At 70.1% G+C, this 19758-nt stretch carries 15 protein-coding genes and 1 pseudogene; 11 read left to right on the top strand and 5 right to left on the bottom strand.

The annotated features are described in order from the left end of the window. Positions 1-31: 31 nt before the first annotated feature. Both AVAK2825_RS18330 and AVAK2825_RS18325 read right to left on the bottom strand, forming a co-directional pair. On the bottom strand, positions 32-1408 hold the full coding sequence (locus AVAK2825_RS18330) for a sigma-54-dependent transcriptional regulator (RefSeq protein WP_284401522.1): 1377 nt from the start codon (positions 1406-1408) through the stop codon (positions 32-34). Next, a complete protein-coding gene (locus AVAK2825_RS18325; protein WP_284401520.1) occupies positions 1405-3204 on the bottom strand; it encodes a sensor histidine kinase in 1800 nt (599 codons plus the stop codon). Before AVAK2825_RS18325 ends, AVAK2825_RS18330 begins: the two co-directional genes overlap by 4 nt. 124 nt (positions 3205-3328) lie before the next feature. On the opposite strand from AVAK2825_RS18325, the gene AVAK2825_RS18320 reads away from it, so the two are divergent. The 4 genes from AVAK2825_RS18320 to AVAK2825_RS18305 all read left to right on the top strand — a co-directional run bounded on the left by AVAK2825_RS18320 (position 3329) and on the right by AVAK2825_RS18305 (position 8314). Then, positions 3329-3988 carry a DUF4166 domain-containing protein gene (locus tag AVAK2825_RS18320; protein ID WP_284401519.1) on the top strand — a complete coding sequence of 220 codons (660 nt, stop codon included), beginning with the start codon at positions 3329-3331 and terminating at the stop codon, positions 3986-3988. Positions 3989-3992: 4 nt separating this feature from the next. Then, positions 3993-5480: a TIGR01777 family oxidoreductase gene (locus AVAK2825_RS18315; RefSeq protein ID WP_284401517.1), complete on the top strand. Its 1488-nt coding sequence runs from the start codon at positions 3993-3995 to the stop codon at positions 5478-5480. 158 nt (positions 5481-5638) lie between these two features. Continuing rightward, a complete protein-coding gene (locus tag AVAK2825_RS18310; RefSeq protein WP_284401516.1) occupies positions 5639-6712 on the top strand; it encodes an AbrB family transcriptional regulator in 1074 nt (357 codons plus the stop codon). A 45-nt stretch (positions 6713-6757) separates the two neighbouring features. Next, positions 6758-8314, top strand: a complete 1557-nt coding sequence (locus AVAK2825_RS18305) for an RNA/DNA-binding domain-containing protein (RefSeq protein WP_284401514.1) — start codon at positions 6758-6760, stop codon at positions 8312-8314. Between the two features lie 77 nt (positions 8315-8391). On the opposite strand, the gene AVAK2825_RS18300 is transcribed toward AVAK2825_RS18305, so the two are convergent. The 3 genes from AVAK2825_RS18300 to AVAK2825_RS18290 form a co-directional block, all read right to left on the bottom strand. After that, the gene (locus AVAK2825_RS18300; protein ID WP_272566968.1) at positions 8392-8679 is read right to left on the bottom strand and encodes a BTH_I0359 family protein; all 288 of its coding nucleotides are present in this window, start codon (positions 8677-8679) and stop codon (positions 8392-8394) included. A 223-nt stretch (positions 8680-8902) separates the two neighbouring features. Further along, positions 8903-10099 (bottom strand): DUF3108 domain-containing protein, encoded by a 1197-nt coding sequence (locus AVAK2825_RS18295; RefSeq protein ID WP_284401511.1) that lies wholly within the window; start codon positions 10097-10099, stop codon positions 8903-8905. Between the two features lie 89 nt (positions 10100-10188). Then, on the bottom strand, positions 10189-10971 hold the full coding sequence (locus tag AVAK2825_RS18290) for an IclR family transcriptional regulator (RefSeq protein ID WP_284401536.1): 783 nt from the start codon (positions 10969-10971) through the stop codon (positions 10189-10191). A gap of 107 nt (positions 10972-11078) precedes the next feature. Here AVAK2825_RS18290 and AVAK2825_RS18285 point away from each other — a divergent pair, with 107 nt between their 5' ends. From AVAK2825_RS18285 to AVAK2825_RS18255, 7 genes and pseudogenes are all read left to right on the top strand, one after another. Continuing rightward, positions 11079-12086, top strand: a complete 1008-nt coding sequence (locus tag AVAK2825_RS18285) for a fumarylacetoacetate hydrolase family protein (RefSeq protein WP_272549346.1) — start codon at positions 11079-11081, stop codon at positions 12084-12086. Next, positions 12083-13180 carry a TraB/GumN family protein gene (locus tag AVAK2825_RS18280; RefSeq protein ID WP_284401508.1) on the top strand — a complete coding sequence of 366 codons (1098 nt, stop codon included), beginning with the start codon at positions 12083-12085 and terminating at the stop codon, positions 13178-13180. Before AVAK2825_RS18285 ends, AVAK2825_RS18280 begins: the two co-directional genes overlap by 4 nt. A 102-nt stretch (positions 13181-13282) precedes the next feature. Continuing rightward, complete coding sequence (locus tag AVAK2825_RS18275; protein WP_284401506.1) at positions 13283-14272, top strand: Bug family tripartite tricarboxylate transporter substrate binding protein; 990 nt, start codon at positions 13283-13285, stop codon at positions 14270-14272. Positions 14273-14391: 119 nt separating this feature from the next. Then, positions 14392-14961: a hypothetical protein gene (locus tag AVAK2825_RS18270; RefSeq protein ID WP_284401503.1), complete on the top strand. Its 570-nt coding sequence runs from the start codon at positions 14392-14394 to the stop codon at positions 14959-14961. Positions 14962-15182: 221 nt separating this feature from the next. Next, entirely contained in the window at positions 15183-16346 is a 1164-nt protein-coding gene (locus AVAK2825_RS18265) for an iron-containing alcohol dehydrogenase (protein ID WP_284401499.1), read from the top strand. Between the two features lie 181 nt (positions 16347-16527). Beyond that, positions 16528-17211: a type 1 glutamine amidotransferase domain-containing protein gene (locus AVAK2825_RS18260; protein ID WP_272566979.1), complete on the top strand. Its 684-nt coding sequence runs from the start codon at positions 16528-16530 to the stop codon at positions 17209-17211. Between the two features lie 225 nt (positions 17212-17436). Further along, positions 17437-19695: pseudogene (locus AVAK2825_RS18255) on the top strand (type VI secretion system Vgr family protein). The last annotated feature ends 63 nt before the right edge of the window (positions 19696-19758 follow it).

Here is a 19758-nt window from a genome sequence, read left to right as displayed (position 1 = left end):
AGGGGCGGGCAGGGCCGGTGGCCGGCGCGCGCTAGCGCAGGCCCAGCCGGGTGAGTTTCTTGATCAGCCCGGCGCGCGAGATGCCCAGGCGGCGCGCGGCCTCCGACTGGTTGCCCTGGGTGGCCTCCATCGCTTCCCGCACCATGCGGGTTTCCAGCTCGAAGATGGCCGCATCCAGCGCGCCGACGGGGGCGGCCGCTGCCGCATCGGCCGGGCCCGCATCCGGCAGGTGCGCCAGGTCGCCGCTGGCGAACCGCAACAGGTCGAGGTCGATGCGCAGGTGGCCCGGGGCGATCAGCGCGCCGGCCGACTCCACCAGGGCCCGGAGCTGGCGCACGTTGCCCGGCCAGGGCTGCGTGGCCAGCCAGGCCTGGGCGTCGGGCGCGAACAGGGCCTGTGGCGCCACGCGGCGCAGAAAGTGCGCGGCCAGCAGCGGCACGTCCATGCCCCGCTCGGCCAGGGGCGGGATGCGCATCACCACGCCCTTGAGGCGGTAAAAGAGGTCCTCGCGAAAGCTGCCGTCCTGGATCATGCCCTCCAGGTCGCGGTGCGTCGCCGACACCACGCGCACGTCGGCCTTCTTCATCTCGCGCCCGCCCACGGGCAGGAAGGTGCCCTCTTGCAGGAAGCGCAGCAGCTTGACCTGCATGGCGGGCGGCATCTCGCCCACTTCGTCCAGGAAGAGCGTGCCGCCGTGCGCGGTTTCCACCAGGCCCGGCTGGTCGCGGTGGGCGCCGGTGAAGCTGCCTTTCTGGTGGCCGAAAAGCTCGCTCTCCAGCAGCTCGCTGGACAGGGCGCCGCAATGGATGATCGCGAAAGGGCCCTGCCGGCGCGCGCTGCAGTGGTGCAGGGCGCGGGCCACCAGCTCCTTGCCCGTGCCGGTGGGCCCGAGCACCATCACGCTCACCGAGGTGCCGGCCACGCGGCGCACCATGGCGCGCAGCTGCTGCGCGGCAGGCGACTGGCCGACGATGCCCAGGTCTTCGCTGCCCTCGCGTGCGCGCAGCTCCCGCAGCTCTTCGTCCAGGCGGGATTTGTGCATGGCGCGCGAGACGACGAAGCGCAGCATGTCCGGGTCGATGGGCTTGGTGAGGAAGTCCCACGCGCCCTTTTCGGCGGCGCGCAGGGCGAGTTCCCGGTCTCCGTGGCCGCTCAGGACCACCACGACCGAGCCCGCGAACCGCCCGATCAGCTCCAGGCCCGCTTCGGGGTCCATGCTGGGCGGCATGGCGAGGTCGAGCAGCACCACGTGGGCGCGGTCCTGTCCGAAGGCCCAGGCCGCCTCTTCGCCGCTGCCGGCCACGGTGACCCGGTGGCCCAGTTCGCGCAGGAAGGAGCTGCCCAGCCGTTGGTAGGCGGGCTCGTCGTCCACCAGCAGGATGTGGCCCAGGGAGGGGGGAGGGGTCATGGTCGGTGGGGAGGAAAGGTCAGGGTGAAGCAGGTGCGCCAGGGCGGGCGCTCGGTCAGTGCGGCCGTGCCGCCGTGCGCGGCCATGATGCGTGCGACGATGGCCAGGCCCAGCCCGGTGCCGCCCGGGCTGCGCGAGGCGAAGGGCTGGAACAGCCGCTCGCGCAGCTCGGCGGGAATGCCGGGTCCGTCGTCGCAGACATGCAGCCGCAGGCCGTCCTCGCCCGGCTCGGCATCCACGTGCACCCGCCGCTGGCCTGCGGCGGCCTGGGCGTTGGTGAGGAGGTTGGCCAGCACCTGGTCCAGCCGCGCGGGGTCGGCGTGCACGGGGCAGGGCCCGTCCAGCCCGGGCCCCAGTTCCACGGACGGGGCGTGGCGGATCGCCTGGCGCACCTGCTGCGACAGGTCGATGGCCCGCGGCTCGATCTGCCAGGGCTTGGCGTAGTCCAGCAGGTCCTCCGCCAGGCGCGAGATGCGGGCGATCTGCTCCTGCACGTCCTTGCGGACCTCGGCCGGGGAAAAGGCCGTGGCCATGGCGATCACGTTCAGCGGGTTGCGCAGGTCGTGCGCGACCGTGGCCGCGAGCGAGCCCAGTTCGGCCAGGCGGGCCTGCAACTGCCGCTCGCGCTCGCGCTGCTCTGCGGCCGCGGCGTTTTCCACCTGGCCCGCCGCCTGCACGAGGACGGTGCCGAACAGCTCCGCCAGATGCCGCTGCCCCGGCGGCGCCTGCTCGAAGCCGTGCAGCCGGGCCTGCCACTGGGCGCCGTCCTTGCGGCAGTGCACCGTGGGGGTGTGCGGATCGGGGGAGAGCGAGGGGCCCGTGACGACCCGCACGGCCACGCCCATGCGCTGGGACAGCAGCGAGGCGGCGATGGACGAGAGTTCGCCGAGCGATTGGGCCGTGGACAGCGCGCCGCGCCAGGTGTCCAGGTCGTGCGCCGTGGGGGTGCCGCCGGGGTAGACCAGGCGCTCGGCCAGCCGGCGCACCGGCCCGCTCCAGGCCAGGCAGGTGGCGGCCACCACGGCGGAGGTGAGCCAGCGCGACTCCACCGGCAGCAACAAAGTCAGCGGCACGGCCAGCAGGCCCAGGAACAGCACGATCGCCCAGGCCAGGGCCCGCCGCGCCCAGGCGTTGGCCATGAAGACCCGGTAGCGCAGGATGCCGTAGACCAGGATCAGCGGGTAAGCGGGGAAAGCCAGCACCTGCCAGGGGTACTGGGGAATGCGCAGGGCCGCGAACGCGTAGCCCGAGATGCACATCAGCCCCCAGCCGCACGAGAGGGCCACGGCCGCGATCTGCCGGCGTCCGGTGGCCACCCGCGTCTGCCAGAAGGCCCTGGCCAGCACCAACAGGCCCGCGCTCGCGCAGGTGGCCCAGACCAGGCTGGTGGTCCATCCGGCCGCATTGGGCACCACCACCCACTGCACGCCGGTGAACGGCGGAAAGTGCTCGAACGCGCCCGGCGGCACCCACCAGGACAGCGCGGTCGCGCCGCACGCCGCGCCGTAGGCCAGCCGCAAGGCCCAGGGCCGCAGCCGCTGGCCCGTGAAGATGGCGCAGAAGTGCAAGAACGCCGCGGACGTGATGGGCACCGTCGCCAGCAGGGCCATGGCGAAGGGCGCGGTGCCGATGCCGGCCCAGTTGGGCAGTTCGTTGCCCACGATCCACAGCCCCACGCCGAGCAGGAAGACGATCAGCAGCCGGGCGCCCGCCACGTGCTGGGCCCACAGCCACAGCACGCCGGACAGGGCCAGGGTCTGAACGAATGCCAGGGCGAGCGCGATGTGAATGGCCATCCGGCACTGTAAACCGTGTCGACAGCGCGACCGCCGCAGCTGTCTACCGCGTTGACAGGTGGATTAAAAAACCGTTTGAAATCAACGGTCTGTGCGCTGGCACGTGCCCTGCAATACAGAAGGCATGAAGACCGCCACACCCCTCCTTCTGCCCCGCGATGCCGATGCCCGTGCTCCTGCCGAGGTGCCGGCGCCCCTGGACCTGGCCGCACTGCTGGGCGCGGCGCAATGGCACCGGCTTTCGCCGGCGATCCGCCGCCGTTTCGCGGCAGGCCATGCGCCGGTGCGCTACAGCGGCGCGCTGGACGTCCGGCGCTCCCGCATGGGCCGGTGCTTTGCCTGGGCCTCGCGCCTGCTGGGCGGGCCGCTGCTGGATGCCGACGAGACCGGCGTGCCTGCCGAGGTGCGGGTGCACGGCGACGCGCGCGGCGGTGTCGTATGGGAGCGCCACCTTCGCCTGCCGGGGCGGCGCGACGCCGCCGTCGTGCGCTCGACCAAGCTGCGCGGCCCGGACGGCGGCCTGCAGGAGCGCACGAGCGGCGGGCTGTCCATGGCGCTCGAAGTGGTGGTGGAGGACGGGGCCCTGGTGTTCTACAGCCGCCGCTATTTCCTGGCGCTGGGCGCGTTCTGCGTGCCCATTCCCGATTGGCTCACGCCGGGGCGGTGCCGGGTCGAGCACCGCGACGAAGGGCCGGGCACGTTCCGCTTCACCCTGGACATGGCGCACCCGCTGTGGGGTTGCACGTTTTTTCAAACCGGTGTGTTCACCGATCCCGAGGAGTGATTCCATGGACATCGTTTTCATCGTTCTGACGGTGCAGGCCCTGATGGGGGCGTTCGACAACCTCTGGCACCACGAGTGGTCCGCCCGCCTGCCGCAGCGAACCTCGGCCCGCCACGAGCTGCTGCTGCATGCGGCGCGCGAGGCCGTCTACGGCCTGCTCTTCCTGGGGTTCGCCTGGGTGCAGTGGCAGGGCTGGTGGGTGCTGCTGCCGACGGCCCTGCTGGCGGTGGAGATCGTGATCACCGCGGCGGACTTCCTGGAGGAGGACCGCAGCCGCCGCCTGCCGCCCGCCGAGCGGGTGCTCCACACGCTGCTGGCGGTGAGCTATGGCGTGCTGGTCGGCGTGATCGCGCCCCTGTTCGCGGCGCACGCGGCCCTGCCGACCGGCGTGGTGCGGGTCGGGCACGGGGCCTGGTCCTGGCTGTTCACGGTGGCGGCCTTGGTGGTGCTGGCCTGGAGCGTGCGCAATGCGTTCGCTGTCGTGCGGCTGCGGGCGGCCGTGCCATCCGCTGAACCCCTGCCCGTTGCCGCCCACGGGCCTGCGGTGCTGGTGACGGGCGCCACCGGCTTCATCGGCACGGCGCTGGTGCGCCGGCTGCAAGGCGAAGGCCGGCGCGTGATCGTCTGGACGCGCGATCCGCTGCAGGCCCGCGCGACCTTCGGCCCGCAGGTCTGGGCGCTGGACCGCCTGGAGGACATCCCGGGCGAGACGCGCATCGACGCCGTGGTCCACCTGGCCGGCGCGCCGGTCCTGGGCAGGCCTTGGACCCGCGCGCGGCGCCGGCAACTGGTCGAGAGCCGGGTTGGAACGGCGCGGCAGCTTCTGGTGCTGATGCAGCGCCTGCATTGCCCGCCCGCCGTGCTGGTGGGGGCGTCGGCCGTGGGTTTCTACGGCGTGCCCGCGGCGGACACCCCGTTGGACGAACGCGGCGCGCCGCAGCCCGGGCGCTTTCAGTCGGACCTGTGTGCGCAGGTGGAGCATGCGGCAGGCGCGGCACAGGCCCTGGGCGTGCGGGTGGTCTGCCTGCGGATGGGCCTGGTGCTGGGGCCGCAGGGCGGGGCCTATTCGCCGCTGGCCTGGGCGGCACGGGTCGGGCTCGGCGCCGTGCTCGGCAGCGGCCGGCAGCGCGTGCCGTGGATTCACCGCGACGATGCGGTGGGCCTGGTCTGCCATGCCCTGTCCCGCCCCGGCATGGCCGGCCCCGTGAATGCCGTGGCGCCGGACGTGCCCTCGCAGGCGCGGTTCGCCGCGGCGATGGCGGCCTCTTTCGGCAGGCCGGTCCTGCTGCGGATGCCGGCGTGGCCCCTGCGCGCTGCGTTGGGGGAAATGTCCGAACTCCTGCTCTGCGGGCAGCACGCGGTGCCCCGGCTCGCCCTCGCCGAGGGCTATGTGTTCACATACCCCTCGCTGGCCGGCGCGATGGGCGCCCTGGCCCGGCCTGGGACCGCGGCCCCGGGCGAACCGCTGCGCCCCGCGGCCCGGCCCTCCTGACCCCGGCGGATTGATTTGCTATTAATTAAATAGCATTGAGGTCAATGATTACTAGGGCATTCGGCCTTTTTCATTGCGATCCTGGGTGCGGGAAGGGGGCCGGTGCCGCGCGGGCGATACTTTCCCCTCCCCTGGATTTCGCCGCTCCGCGCCCGCCGATGCTCTCTTTTCCACCTGCCCGCATTCTTCTCACCCTGGCCCTGGCCCTCGCGGCCGCGGTGGTGTGCCTGGCCCTGCACACGCCGCTGCCCTGGATGATCGGCCCGCTGGTCGCCACCGCGCTGCTGTCCATCTCGGGCGTGCCCACGGCCAGTTCGCGGCGCCTGCGCAATGCCGGGCAGTGGACCCTGGGTGCGGTGCTGGGTTTGTATTTCACGCCGCAGGTCACCACGCTGGTGGCGGGGCTGTGGTGGGCGATCGCGCTGGGCGTGGCGTGGGCGCTGTTCGGGGGCTGGCTGTTCGGCGCGTGGCTGTACCGTGTACATGCGCCGCATTTGCAGGGCGTCCCGGCGCCGGTGGTGCGCGCGACCAGCTATTTCTCGGGCGCCATCGGCGCGGCCTCGGAGATGACCCTGCTGGCCGAGCGCGAGCACGCCCGCACCGACCTCGTGGCCGCCAGCCACAGCCTGCGGCTGGTGATCGTGACGGTGACCATTCCGTTCGCGCTGCAGTTCAGCGGCCTGCACGGCCTGGACCTGCTGCCGCCCGCCGTGCGCGTGGTGGATGTGCAGGGCCTGGCGCTGCTGGCCGGCCTCACCGGCCTGGGCGCGCTGGCGATGGACCGCCTGGGCCGCGCCAACCCCTGGTTCATGGGCGCGCTGCTGGTGTCGATGGGCCTGGCCATGGCGGGCATCACGCTGTCGGCCGTGCCGCAGGCGCTGATCAACGCGGCGCAGCTGGTGATCGGCGTCAGCCTGGGCGTGCGCTTTCGCCCCGGCTTTTTGCACACCGCGCCGCGCTGGCTGGGCTCAGTGGCGATCGGCACGCTGGTGCTGCTCGCCGTGTGCGCGCTGTTTGCGGTGGCGCTGTCCCGGGCCACCGGGCTGCACTGGGTGACGATGGTGCTGGCCTCGGCCCCCGGCGGCATCGCCGAGATGTCGATCACCGCCAAGGTGCTGCAGCTGGGCGTGCCGGTGGTGACGGCCTTCCAGGTGTGCCGGCTGATCGCCGTGCTGCTGCTGGTGGCGCCGTTGTATCGGTGGATTTACCCGGGGGATGCGTCGGCCGGTTGAAGGGCCGGCAGGCTTCCGGAACGCCCATGCTAGATTGCCCGCACCATGCTCCAGCCCACGCCACCCAAGCTGCCCATCAACCTGCTGGATCTGCTGCACCAGCGCACCGTGGAGGGGGAGCGGATCGAATACAAGGAGGGCTGGAATCCCGATGCCATCCTTCGCACGCTGTGCGCGTTTGCCAACGACTTCGAAAACCTGGGCGGTGGCTATGTGGTGATCGGGCAGGACTGCGATGCCAACGGCCAGCCCGTCTTTCCGCCCAAGGGGCTGGCGGCGAATCAACTCGACAAGATCCAGCGGGAACTGCTGGCCGCATGCCAGTTGATGCAGCCGCCCTACTTTCCCGTACTGAGCCTGGAGGTCGTGCAAGGCCGCCATCTGGTGGTGCTGTGGGCGCCCGGCGGGCAGAACCGGCCCTACAAAGTGCCGGAAGCGGTGACGGCCAGGCACAAGGTCTGGTACCCCTATATCCGCCGCTACAGCAGCACCGTGCAGGCCAAGGGCGAGGCGGAGCAGGAGCTGCTGAGCCTGACGGCCAAAGTGCCCTGGGACGACCGGTTTTGTCAGGCAACCACGGTGGCTTCGCTGTCCAAGCCGTTGATGCAGGCATTCCTGCAGGAGGTGGACAGTGCCTTGGCCGCTGATGCGGCCGACCTGTCGGTCGAAGCGCTGGGCCGGCAGATGAATGTGGTGGGCGGGCCTGCCGAGTCGCCCTGGCCCAAGAACGTGGGGCTGCTGTTCTTCAACGAGGCACCCACGGATTTCTTTCCGGGCGCACAGGTGGATGTGGTGGCGTTTCCTCAAGGCACTGGCGGGGATGTCATCGTCGAGAAGTCTTTCCAGGGCCCGTTGTCGCGCATGGTTCGCGAGGCGCTCGATTACCTGCAGCGCAACTACCTGCACGAAACGGTGGCCAAGCACCCCCAGCGGGCCGAGGCCACTCGGGCCTGGAATTTCCCGTTCGCGGCGGTGGAGGAGGCGTTGGTGAATGCGGTGTACCACCGCACTTACGAGAGCCACGATCCGGTGGAGGTCCGCATCGGCCCGGATGAACTGGTGGTGCTGAGTTACCCGGGGCCGGATCGGTCGGTGCGGCTGGAGGATCTGCGGACAGGCCGTGCCGTCAGCCGGCGCTACCGCAACCGGCGCATCGGTGAGTTCCTCAAGGAGCTTCGGCTCACGGAAGGCCGCGCCACGGGCATCCCGAAAATTCTCAAGGCGATGCGTGCCAATGGATCACCGGAACCGGTGTTCGAAACCGACGACGAGCGGTTGTCGTTCGTGGTGCGATTGCCGGTGCACCCGCTGGCCCAACCGATCACCGCGGAAGTCACCGCGGAAGTCACCGCGGAAGTCACCGCGGAAGTCGCGAGGCTTCTCGGGGTTTTGCAGGGGGAGATGCCCCGTGCGTCGTTGATGGACGCCGTGGGCCTCAAGCATGCGGAGCATTTCCGCAAGGCCTACCTGTTGCCCGCTCTGGCCGCGGGCCTGGTGGAAAGGACCATGCCGGACAAGCCGAACAGCAAAAACCAGCGCTACCGGATCACGGCGTCAGGCACCCGCTGGCTTCGGCAGCATGCAGGCGAGCGCGTTGATTGAACTGAAGCAATAGGTCGCAGCTGGATGATGGCTCTAGATGGTCGACGGGCCATACAGGCCTTTTCACCTGCCAGCGGTCAGTGCACCACCACCGGGTTCTGCGCCAGCCCCACGTAGCCGTCCAGCGTGTCCTCGACTTCTTCCTGCGTGGGGGTGTCGCGTTGCCAGGCCAGGATCTGCTGCTGGAACATTTCGGCCCACGAGCCGTCCAGGTACACCTCCTTGCCGGAGCGCTTGTCCACGATTTCGAAGCCGTGGCGCGCCAACTGGGGCGGGGTGGGCCAGCCTTTGGGGGCACCGTCCGCGGCGGCATCCGGCTGCATGTGGACCACCACGAAGGTTTCGGAGTCATAGAGCATATGCATGGTGTTCCTCTGTCGGTGTGTTGCTGTCAGATGGCCACCCAGGTCGCTAAGTTCAAGCCCTGGCGCTTTCGGCGGTCGGTGAAAACCCGCCGGCTGCGTGAAAACAGTATTTCATGAATCCTGTGCGCGGGCGGCCTGATCCGCGAAGTAACCGCACTGTCCCACGCCCATGTGGGCGAAACCGCACAGGTTCTCGGGCGGTTCGCCGCGCCGCAAGCCGCGATCAGGGCGGCGCGTTGGCGCTCAGGCGCAGGTCGGCGAAGTCGCCGTTGGACTGCGTGATGCGGATACGCGCCGGCAGAAAGCCCAGCGACGGTGCGAGCCACAGCTCGGCCTTCTGGTCGTATTCCTTGCGCGGCAGGCGCTGCAGCTTGAGCGCGGGGGTGGCGCCGCGGGGCAGGTCCAGCATCTCGGTGCCTTCCACGGTGAAGGTCCAGCGGTCGGCGTAGCGCGCGCCCACGGTGGTCAGGGTGATCTGGGTGCCGTCAGGGTAGCGCTCGGGGGCGGCGGCCAGCAGGGCGCCCAACTGGATGAACACGCTCAGGCGGTCCTGCGCGCCGGCGCCGATGGCGGCCTGCGGCGTGTTGGCGCTGAAGGTCACGCGCCCCTGGCCGAAGTTGAAATGCGCGGCCTGCTCGCTGCGGGCCCTGTCGCCGAAGCGTTCCGGCTGCAGGCCGCTGGCGGTCACCTGCCCGGTGCTGGTCTGCGAGCGCGCGCCGATCAGGAAGGCCTTGATCTCCTGCCGGGCTTCGTAGCGGGCGCCGTCGTGGCGCCACAGCAGTTCGGCGCTGGCGCGGTAGTTGAACTTCTTGGCCTGGCCGCTCACCTCGAACTCCAGGCGCACCGGATCGGGCAGGCGGGCGGGCGGCGGCGTGGTGCTGGCCGTGTTGGTGCCTGCGCCGGGCGGCCGGATGTCCACGCCGGCGCTGCTGTCCTGGGCGCTGTCGGTGGGGGCCGATGCCGCGGCGGTCGGCGGGGCGGTCGGGGCCGAAGCCGTTGGCGCGGGCGGCGTGGCACCCTCTGCCGTGGCATCGGCGGCCGGGGCCATGGCGGTGGCTTCCTCGGGGGAGGCCGCCGGGGCCGGGCCATCGCCGCCCGGCGGCGGTTCGGCGGCCTGCGCCGTGGGCGCCGGGGTGGGCGGTGGTGCTTCCGGTGGGGCGGCGGCCGGCTTGCGCACGGGGGCCGGCCGGGGCCGGGGTTTGGCTGCTGCAGCGGGCGGCGCAGTGGCGGGAGCGGCATCGGCCGGCGGTGGCGCGGCGGGCGGCTCGGGTGGGGGCGGTGGCGCCACGGTGCGGGTGTGGAAGGCCATGCGCACCGGCGCGCCGCGATCCTGTCCGCCGCCCAGGGGCAGGCCCACCAGCACCCAGGCGTGCACAGCCAGCACCAGCAGGGTCAGCAGGACGAGGACGCGGCGCGGCATGGGTCAGTGCCCGGACGACAGCATCGGCGCGGCGGTGGCCGGACGCCGGCCGGCAGCGCCGGCGCGGCCCGCCCGTGGCCCCGGCCCGCTCATGCGCAACCGTGGCCCAGGTCGCGCGACAGCGCCTGGGCGGCGGCGCGCAGCGGCGCGTCGATGGCGCCGCCCCAGGCGGGATCGAACGTGGCGACCGAGCCCAGCGTGGTGATGCCCAGGGCCAGGTGCCCGTCGGCGTCGAACACCGGTGCGCAGAACGCGACGATGCCCGGCAGCAGGGTGTCCACCACCCGGGCCGCGCCGCGCTCGCGCACCTCGGCCAGCAGGGCGTCGACCGCGGTGGTGTCGGTAGGCAGATCGGTGCGGCCCAGCTTGGCGGCGTGCGCCAGCTCTTCCTGGAGCAGCGCGGCCGTGGCCTCGCGCGGCAGGTGGGCGCAAAAGCAGCGGCCGGTGGCGGAGGCCAGCAGCGGCATGACGTCGCCCAGGCGCAGGTTGGCGGTCACGGCCTGGGGCGATTCCTCCCAGTGCACGATGGTCGGGCCGCGGTTGCCCCACACGGCCAGCGCCAGGGTGTGGCCGATGGTGTCCATGAGCGCGGGCATGCGCTCGCGCGCCAGGCGCATCGCATCGAGCCGCGCGAGCGAGGCCAGGCCCAGCTTGAGCGCGGCCGGCCCCAGGTCGTAGCGCGCGGTGCCCGGGTCCTGCGCCACCAGCCCCAGGCGCTGGAAGCTCACGAGGTAGCGGTGCGCCTTGGCGGCGCTCATGCCGGCCGTGGCCGCGAGGTCCTTGAGCATCAGCGGTCCGCGCGACCGTGTCAGCCCCTCCAGCAGGGCGAAGCCGACTTCCACCGACTGTATGCCTGCCCGTTCCTTGTCCATCTGCACTAGAATTTCCAGAGTTTTGTTTAGTTAAATCAATTTAACCATTCGTAATTCGTGCCGGGCACCCGCCGCCGGTGCGTTGGAAGACAAGAGGTCTGAGCCCCATGAAACTCGCCACCTACAAAGATGGTTCCCGCGACGGCCAGCTGGTCGTCGTCTCCCGCGACCTGGGCACGGCCCATTATGCGACCGGCATCGCGAGCCGCCTGCAGCAGGTGCTGGACGACTGGGGCTTCCTGTCGCCCCAGTTGCAGGACCTGTACGACCAGCTCAACGCCGGCCGCGCCCCGCACGCGTTTCCCTTCGATCCCGCCCAGTGCATGGCCCCGCTGCCGCGCGCCTACCAGTGGGCGGACGGCTCCGCCTACATCAACCACGTCGAACTGGTGCGAAAAGCGCGCAACTCCGAGGTGCCCGAGAGCTTCTACACCGACCCGCTGATGTACCAGGGCGGCAGCGACGACTTCATCGGCCCGCGCGACGACGTGGTCGTGCCGAGCGAGGCCATGGGCATCGACTTCGAGGCCGAGATCGCCGTCGTCACCGGCGACGTGAAGATGGGCACCACGCCCGAGCAGGCACTGGACGGCATCCGCCTGGTCATGCTGGCCAACGACGTCTCGCTGCGCAACCTCATCCCGGCCGAACTGGCCAAGGGCTTCGGCTTCTTCCAGTCCAAGCCCGCCACCGCGTTCAGCCCGGTCGCCATCACGCTCGACGAACTGGGCGACGCCTGGGACCAGGGCCGCGTGAACCTCACGCTGCAATCGACCTGGAATGGCCGCAAGGTCGGCATGTGCGATGCCGGCCCCGAGATGACCTTCCACTTCGGCCAGCTCATCGCCCACGTGGCCAAGACGCGCAACGTGCGCGCGGGCTCCATCATCGGCAGCGGCACGGTCAGCAACCGCGGTGTGGAGCAGAACGGCCGCACCGAGTGGCCCAAGGGCTACAGCTGCATCGCCGAAAAGCGCTGCATCGAGACCATCCAGGACGGCAAGCCCTCCACCGAGTTCATGAAGTTCGGCGACACCATCCGCATCGAGATGAAGAACAAGGCCGGCCAGAGCCTGTTCGGCGCCATCGACCAGAATATCGCGGCCCCGCAATGAGGACCCGCGCGGGGCTGGCCCGGCTCGCGCTGGCGGCGTGGCTGTTGCTGCCGGGCGCCTTGCTGGCGCAGCAGGCGCCGGCCATGGCCGCGCCAGCCGCTGCCCCCGCGAGTGCCGCCAGTGACGATGGCCGCGGTGCCCCGCGCTCCTGCCCGCCGGAGGCGGCCCCCTTCGATCCGGCCGAGATGCCGCAGGCCCTGCGCCACGCGCGCGACCGCGGCCTGCTGTGGCGCATCGACAAGGACGGGCGCACCAGCTGGCTCTACGGCACCGTGCACGCGGCCGAGCGCGGCTGGATGTTCCCCGGCCCGACGGTGCGCGCGGCCGTGATGGCCTCGGACCACGTGGCGCTCGAACTCGACCTGCTGGACCCGGCCGTGATGCAGGCCCTGCAGGCGGCCATGTTGGCCCCGCCCGGTGCGCCCCCGCTGCCGCCGGCCTTGGCCGCCCGCCTTGCCGCCCAGGTGGACGCCGCCTGCCTGGCGCCGGCCATCGCCCGCCTGCGGCCCGAACTGCAGGCCGTGACGCTCGTGGGGCAGTCGGCGCGCCGCTCGGGCGTGGACCTGGCCTACGGCATCGACGCCGTCATCGCCGGCATGGCCCGCGCGACGGCCAAGCCCATCGTGGCGCTGGAAACCCCCGAGCAGCAGATCCGCCTGCTGGCCTCCGACGACCCGGTCCGCACCGCGGCCGCCGTGGGGGCGGCGCTCGACCAGCTCGAAGGCGGGCAGGCGCAGCGCTCCATCACCCGGCTCACCCGGGCCTGGGCCGACGGGCGCCTGAACGTGCTGCAGACCTATCCGCAATGGTGCGAGTGCCTCGCCAGCGAGGCCGAGCAGGCCGAGTACCGGCAGATGGTGGATGCCCGCAACCCCGGCATGGCCCGCGGCATCGCCGCCGCCCATGACGCCGGGCACCGCGTGTTCGCCGCCGTGGGCGCGCTGCACATGGCGGGCCCCCAGGGGCTGCCGGCCCTGATGGCGCAGCAGGGCTTTCGCGTGCAGCGCGTGGTGTTCCCCGCGCCGGTGCCGCAAGCCGCACCGCCTCGCGGGGCTGGAAATGATTCCAAGCCAGATCAGCCCCCAGCGCAATGAAATCTAGGGCATATCGCTATCAAAGTAGTAGCAAATAGAAAAACACGGATGCCCACCGGCGCATCCCTTTCCCCCGACCATCCCCTTGAAGGAGACAAAACCATGCACCGCAGAACCCTGCTCAAAAACGCCCTGGCCGCCGCTGGCGCCACCGCCGGCGCCGCCATGCCCTGGGCGGCCCAGGCCCAGTCCGACTACCCCAGCCAGCCGATCCGCTGGGTCGTGCCGTACCCGGCCGGCGGCGGTACCGACGTGCTGGCGCGCACCGTGGCCGAAGCCCTGCGCGGCCCGCTGGGCCAGCAGATCGTGGTGGACAACCGCCCCGGCGCCTCCACCAACATCGGCGCGCAGATGGTCGCCACCGCCAGGCCCGACGGCTACACGCTCATGTCGGCCGACAACGCCCTGCTGGCCTACAACGAGCACCTGTTCAGCAAGCTGCCGTTCAGCCCGGAAAAAGACTTCACCTACATCGCCGGCCTGAGCCGCTTTCCGCTCGCGCTCGTGGTGCACCCGGCCTTCGAGGCCAAGACCGTCAAGGATCTGCTGGCCTACGCGCGCGCCAACCCGGGCAAGCTCAACTACGCCTCGCCGGGCAACGGCTCGCTGCACCACCTGGCGATGGAGATGTTCAAGAACCGCACGCAGACTTTCCTGACCCACATCCCCTACCGCGGCGCCGCGCCTGCGCTGCAGGACGTGATGGGCGGGCAGGTGCCCTGCATGTTCCTCGACCTGGCCGCCGGCCTGCCGGTGATCCAGGCCGGCAAGGTGCGGGCGCTCGCCATCGGCTCGGCCAAGCGCGTGCCCGGCCTGCCCGACGTGCCCACGCTGGCCGAGGCCGGCGTGCCCAACACCGAGGTCTATGCCTTCCAGGGCGTGCTCGGCCCCGCCGGCCTGCCGCCCGCGCTGGTGACCCGCCTCAACACCGAGGTCAACAAGGCCCTGGCCAGCCCGCCGGTGGTCAAGCGCATGCAGGACTTCGGCATGGAGCCCCTGGGCGGCACGCCCGAGCAGTTCCGCGCGATGGCCCGCGCCGAGGCCAAGCGGTGGGGGGAGATCATCAAGGCGGCGGGGGTGAAGCTGGATTGAGGGCGGCGCCGATCGCGGCGGGTGCCCAGCGACGCGTGGGCGTTCGCATGGGCAAGGGGTGAATCCGGCAACGGGGCGGCACTTAAACTGCGCCCCTTCTTTTTTGACGCCGCTTCGCCATGCATTCGATATCTCGCCAGCGCCCCGCCACCGAATTCCGGCTGGCATGGCTTCGCGCAGGTCGGTCCATCTTGGCGACCGCTGCGTTGGTGGGGTTCGGTGCCGGTCCGGCAGGTGCTGCACCGCAGGCTTTCCCGGTCCTCGTCGATGCCGCCTTCTCGAAACCGGCGGCTGGCCACATCGCTTCGGCCGACACTTTGCAGGCGTTCCTGCGCCAGCTCCACCGCAACCGGCACGAAAACCGGTTCTGCTTCGTGCAGGAGCGGCTGCCCCCTGACGCCGCGCATCCCACAGAGCGCGACACGATCTGGATGGTGTGGACCACAGGGGCCAGGATTTACACCTTCACGAACTACCCTGGCGGGTCCCGCGAAGATCCCAACAGCGAGGCCGCAGGGCTGGCGCACTCCAACCCCGTCCATTGGAAGACGGACGTCGTGGCCGACGAAGACGCGGTGGGCGGCAGCACCTACCTCGTGACCCGGGCCTGGGTAGACCGCATCCGGCAGGCGTGCCGACGCGTGGGCGTCGCCGTCCGGGTGCCGCGTTTCCCGGCGGTCGTGCGGTAACGCTGGCTACCCAGGCAGGCGCCCCGATCCTGGCTGGGCCGCGGCGAGCGCCAGTGCCACTGGATGCTTTACAAACGGGCGTTCGCCCCCATCTCCGGTAAATTGCCGCGCCAGGAGAGACGGAGCGGCTCCTTGACCGTCCGCAGGCCGGGACGGCGGCCCTGCTCCGGCGCCTGGCGCACCACGCCAACCCATAACTTTCCCCCCTGGAGAAAAACCCCATGCTGAATTTCGACTTCCACAACCCCACGCACATCGCCTTCGGAAAAGGCCGCATCGCCGACCTGGACCGGCTGGTGCCGGCACAGGCCAAGGTGTTGATCCTGGTGGGCGGCGCCAGTGCCGAGAAGACGGGCACGCTGGCCGAAGTGCGGGCGGCGCTGGGGGGCCGGCAGCACGCCACGTTCGCGGGCATCGAGCCGAACCCGAGCTACGAGACCGCGATGAACGCCGTGGCGCAGATCCGCGAGGGTGGGTTCGACTTCCTGCTGGCGGTGGGCGGCGGCTCGGTGATCGATGCGGTGAAGTTCATCGCCGCGGCCGTGCCGTTCGAGGCCGGCGACCCGTGGGCCATCCTGGAAAAGCGTGGCAGCAACGTGGCCCGCGCGCTGCCGTTCGGCGCGGTGCTCACCCTGCCCGCCACGGGCTCCGAGATGAACAACGGCGGCGTGATCACGCACCGCGCCAAGGGTGCCAAGCTGGCCTTCGGCAGCCCGCACACCTATCCGGTGTTCTCGGTGCTGGACCCCACCAAGACCTACACGCTGCCTTCGCAGCAACTGGCCAACGGCGTGGTCGATGCCTTCGTGCACACGGTGGAGCAGTACCTCACCTACCCCGTCAACGGCGCGGTGCAGGACCGCTTCGCCGAGGGCATTTTGCAGACGCTGATCGAGATCGGGCCGCGCATCCTGGCCGCGCCCGAGCCGGTGTACGACGACCGCGCCAACCTGATGTGGACGGCCACGCTGGCACTCAACGGCCTGATCGGCGCGGGCGTGCCGCAGGACTGGGCCACGCACATGATCGGCCACGAGATCACCGCGCTGCACGGTATCGACCATGCGCGCACGCTGGCCGTGGTGCTGCCGTCCCTGCTGCAGGCGCAGCGCGGCGCCAAGCGCGCCAAGCTGCTGCAGTACGGCGAGCGCGTGTGGGGCATCCGCACCGGCACCGAGGACGAGCGCATCGACGCGGCCATCGCCGCCACGCGCGATTTCTTCGAGCGCATGGGCATTCCCACCCGGCTGTCGGCCTACGGCGTGGGCGCGGACAGCGTGGCCACGCTGGTGGCGCAACTGGAGGCGCACGGCATGGTGCGGCTGGGCGAGCACCGCGACGTGACGCCCGAGGTGAGCCGCCGCGTGCTCGAAGCGGCGCTCTGAACGGGCCCGGCAAGGCCCTGCGGGCCTCTGGAGCGCGCGCCACGGGCGGCGGGCCACCGTCTTCGCCCGCGCCCGTTCTTTGCGGGCCCCCCTTCCATTCGGCGTTGCCGGCCCCATCTGGGGGCAGGCGCTTTCGCTGGCGCTTCTCCTCTTTTTCTGATCTCCTTTTGAAAGCACCGCCATGGCAAAGAAAATCCTGATGGTCCTCACCTCCCACGACCAGCTGGGCGACACCGGCAAGAAGACGGGCTTCTGGCTCGAAGAGTTCGCCGCGCCCTACTACGTGTTCAAGGACGCAGGCGCCGAGATCACGCTGGCCTCGCCCCAGGGCGGGCAGCCTCCGCTGGACCCCAAGAGCGACGAGCCCGATGCGCAGACCGATGCCACGCGCCGCTTCAAGGCCGATACCGAGGCGCGCAAGCACCTGGCCAGCACGCTGCCGCTGTCCGGCATCAACCCCGACGACTTCGACGCCGTGTTCTACCCCGGCGGCCACGGCCCGCTGTGGGACCTGGCGGAAGACGCCCATTCCATCGCGCTGATCGAAAACACGTTCGCCGACCGCAAGCCCCTGGCCCTGGTGTGCCACGCGCCCGGCGTGCTGCGCCACACCAAGACGGTGGGCGGCCAGCCGCTCGTGCAGGGCCGCAAGGTGACCGGCTTCACCAACACCGAGGAAGAGGGCGTGCAGCTCACCAAGATCGTGCCCTTCCTGGTGGAGGACATGCTGAAGGAGCGCGGCGGCCAGTACGCCAAGGGCCCCGACTGGGCGCCTTTCGTGCTGACCGACGGCCTGCTGGTGACGGGGCAGAACCCCGCATCGTCCGAGCCGGCGGCGCACGCGTTGCTCAAGCTGCTGGGCTGAGGCGGACACGGCAAAAGGCCGGGCTTTCGAATCAGCCTGGCCTTTTGCTTTCGAGCCGAAACTTGCTCGGCTCGAATTGAATACGGCGAGAAGATTGCAGGAAAGTCACGCGACTATTCCGTCAATTTGTCTTCCTCTTTGAGGGGGGATTTTCTAACTTTCCGCACTGCGGATATATGATCGCGGCCATTTCAACGTAACGGCCCAGTACGCGGGCCCGTCACCATGACCCGCCGAGTCACGATCCAAACGCCCCTGGGAGAGCAATTGCAGTTCCGGCAATTGCAGGGCAAGGAAGCCATCAGCCAGTTGTTCTGCCTCGACCTGGACCTGCTCTGCGACAGCAAAAGCATCGACCCGAAGGCGCTGCTGGGCAAGAACGCCACGGTCGTGATGGAAACGCAAGGCGGCGGTCGGCGGTACCTGGACGGCATCGTCACCCGGTTCGGCCTGCAAGGCGAAGACCACCGGTATTACGCCTACCGCCTGCGCTTGAACCCCTGGCTGTGGCTGGCCACGCGCAAGAGCGACTTCAAGATATTCCAGAACAAGACCGTCCCCGACATCATCGAAGAGGTGCTCGGCAAATACGGCCACCCCCTGCAAAAGCGGCTCACGCGGGCCTATCGCAGCTGGGATTACTGCGTGCAGTACGGCGAGACCGACTGCGCCTTCGTCTCGCGCCTGATGGAGCATGAGGGCATCTATTACTACCACCAGCACAGCGCCGGCCAGCACATCCTGACCCTGGCCGACGACATCGTCGCCTCGCACAGCCCGCTCGCTGGTGCGGCCGTCATCCCGTTCTACCCGCCCGAGAAGGCCGCCGTCGCCGACAAAGAGAACATCCATGCCTGGGAACTGCACCAGGCCATCCACTCAGGGCGGCACTACAACGACGACTACGACTTCAAGAAACCGCGCGCGGACCTGTCCAATATGCGCCAGACCCCGCCGGGGCATGCGCACGACGCCCACGAAATCTACGAATGGCCGGGCGGCTACACCGAATTCGGCGATGGCGAAGCCTATGCCCGGGTGCGGCTGCAGGAAAGCCTCACCGGGCACAGCACCGTGCGGGGCCAGTCGCGCCACCGGGCGCTGGCCCCGGGCTACACCTTCACGCTGGAGAACTACCCGCGCGAGGACCAGAACCAGGCCTACCTGCTCACCGGACTGGAATACCACTTCAAGGAAAACCCCCAGGTCAGCGCCGCCGCGCCCGGCCCCAAGGGCACGCCGCAGGAAGAAGGCTCGTTCCAGAAGTTCACCTTGCAGGCCCAGCCCACCAGCCTGCCGTACACGCCTGAGCGCACCACGCCGAAGCCTCGCACCACCGGCCCGCAGACGGCGGTGGTGGTCGGCCCACCCGGCGAGGAGATCTGGCCCGACCAGTACGGCCGCGTCAAGGTGCAGTTCCACTGGGACCGCATCGGAGCGATGAACGAGAACTCCAGTTGCTGGGTGCGTGTATCGAGTAGCTGGGCAGGCTCGGGCTTCGGGGCCATGTTCATCCCGCGCATCGGCCACGAGGTCATCGTGGACTTTTTGAATGGTGATCCGGACTATCCGATCATCACCGGCTGCGTGTACAACGCCGACAACATGCCGCCGTGGGCGCTGCCGGGCAACGCCACGCAGTCGGGCATCAAGACCCAATCGAGCAAGGGCGGGGCCTTCGGCGACGGATTGAAGAATGGGGCGGGCGATGCCAACGCCATCCGCTTCGAGGACAAGGCCGGGGCCGAGCAATTGTGGCTGCATGCGCAAAAGGACCAGCTCACCGAAGTGGAGAACGACGAGGACAAGTGGGTGGGCAACGACCGGCGCAAGACCATCGACCGGGACGAGACCAACGTCATCCACCGCGACCGCACCGAGACCGTGGACCGCAACGAAAAGATCACCGTGCACGGCTGGCGCACCGAGGAAGTCGATGGCGACTAGACCATCACCGTCCACTCCAACCGCACCGAGCGGGTGGACCACGACGAAAAGATATCCATCGGCGACAACCGCAGCGAAGACGTCGGCATCGACGAGACGGTGAGCATCGGCAAGAACCGCAGCAAGACCATCGGCAAGAACGAGAAAGACCAGATCGGCAGCAACTGGACCATCCAGGTCGGGAAGATGAAAACCGAGACCGTGGGCATGGTGGCCCTGCAGAACGTCGGCATGGCCAAGATGATGAACATCGGCATGGCCTACAGCGTGAACGTCGGCATGGTGCGCAACGACCTGGTGGGCATGCACTGGAGCCGCAGCGTGGGCAAGGACGACAGCGTGAGCGTGGGCGGGGACCGCAGCGCGCAGGTGACGGGCGGCGACAGCCTGCAGGTGGGCAAGGCGCTGGCCGTGAAGGCGCAGCAGATCACGCTGGAGGCGGACCAGGAGATCACCCTGCGCTGCGGGGCCAGCACCGTGCGGCTCACGCCGGCGCTGATCGAAGTGCTGTCCAGCCTGGACAAGCTCAACTGCTGAGGCGTGCCGGCGGGGATTGCCCTGCAGGGCCTTCGCGCGCTGGCGCGGCCCCAAACCCGATGC

It is taken from the genome of Acidovorax sp. SUPP2825 (assembly GCF_030158995.1).
In the GTDB taxonomy this organism is placed as follows: Bacteria; Pseudomonadota; Gammaproteobacteria; order Burkholderiales; family Burkholderiaceae_C; genus Paracidovorax.
Note: the sequence above shows the minus strand (reverse complement) of the source record. Positions and strands in the feature narration are given on the sequence as shown.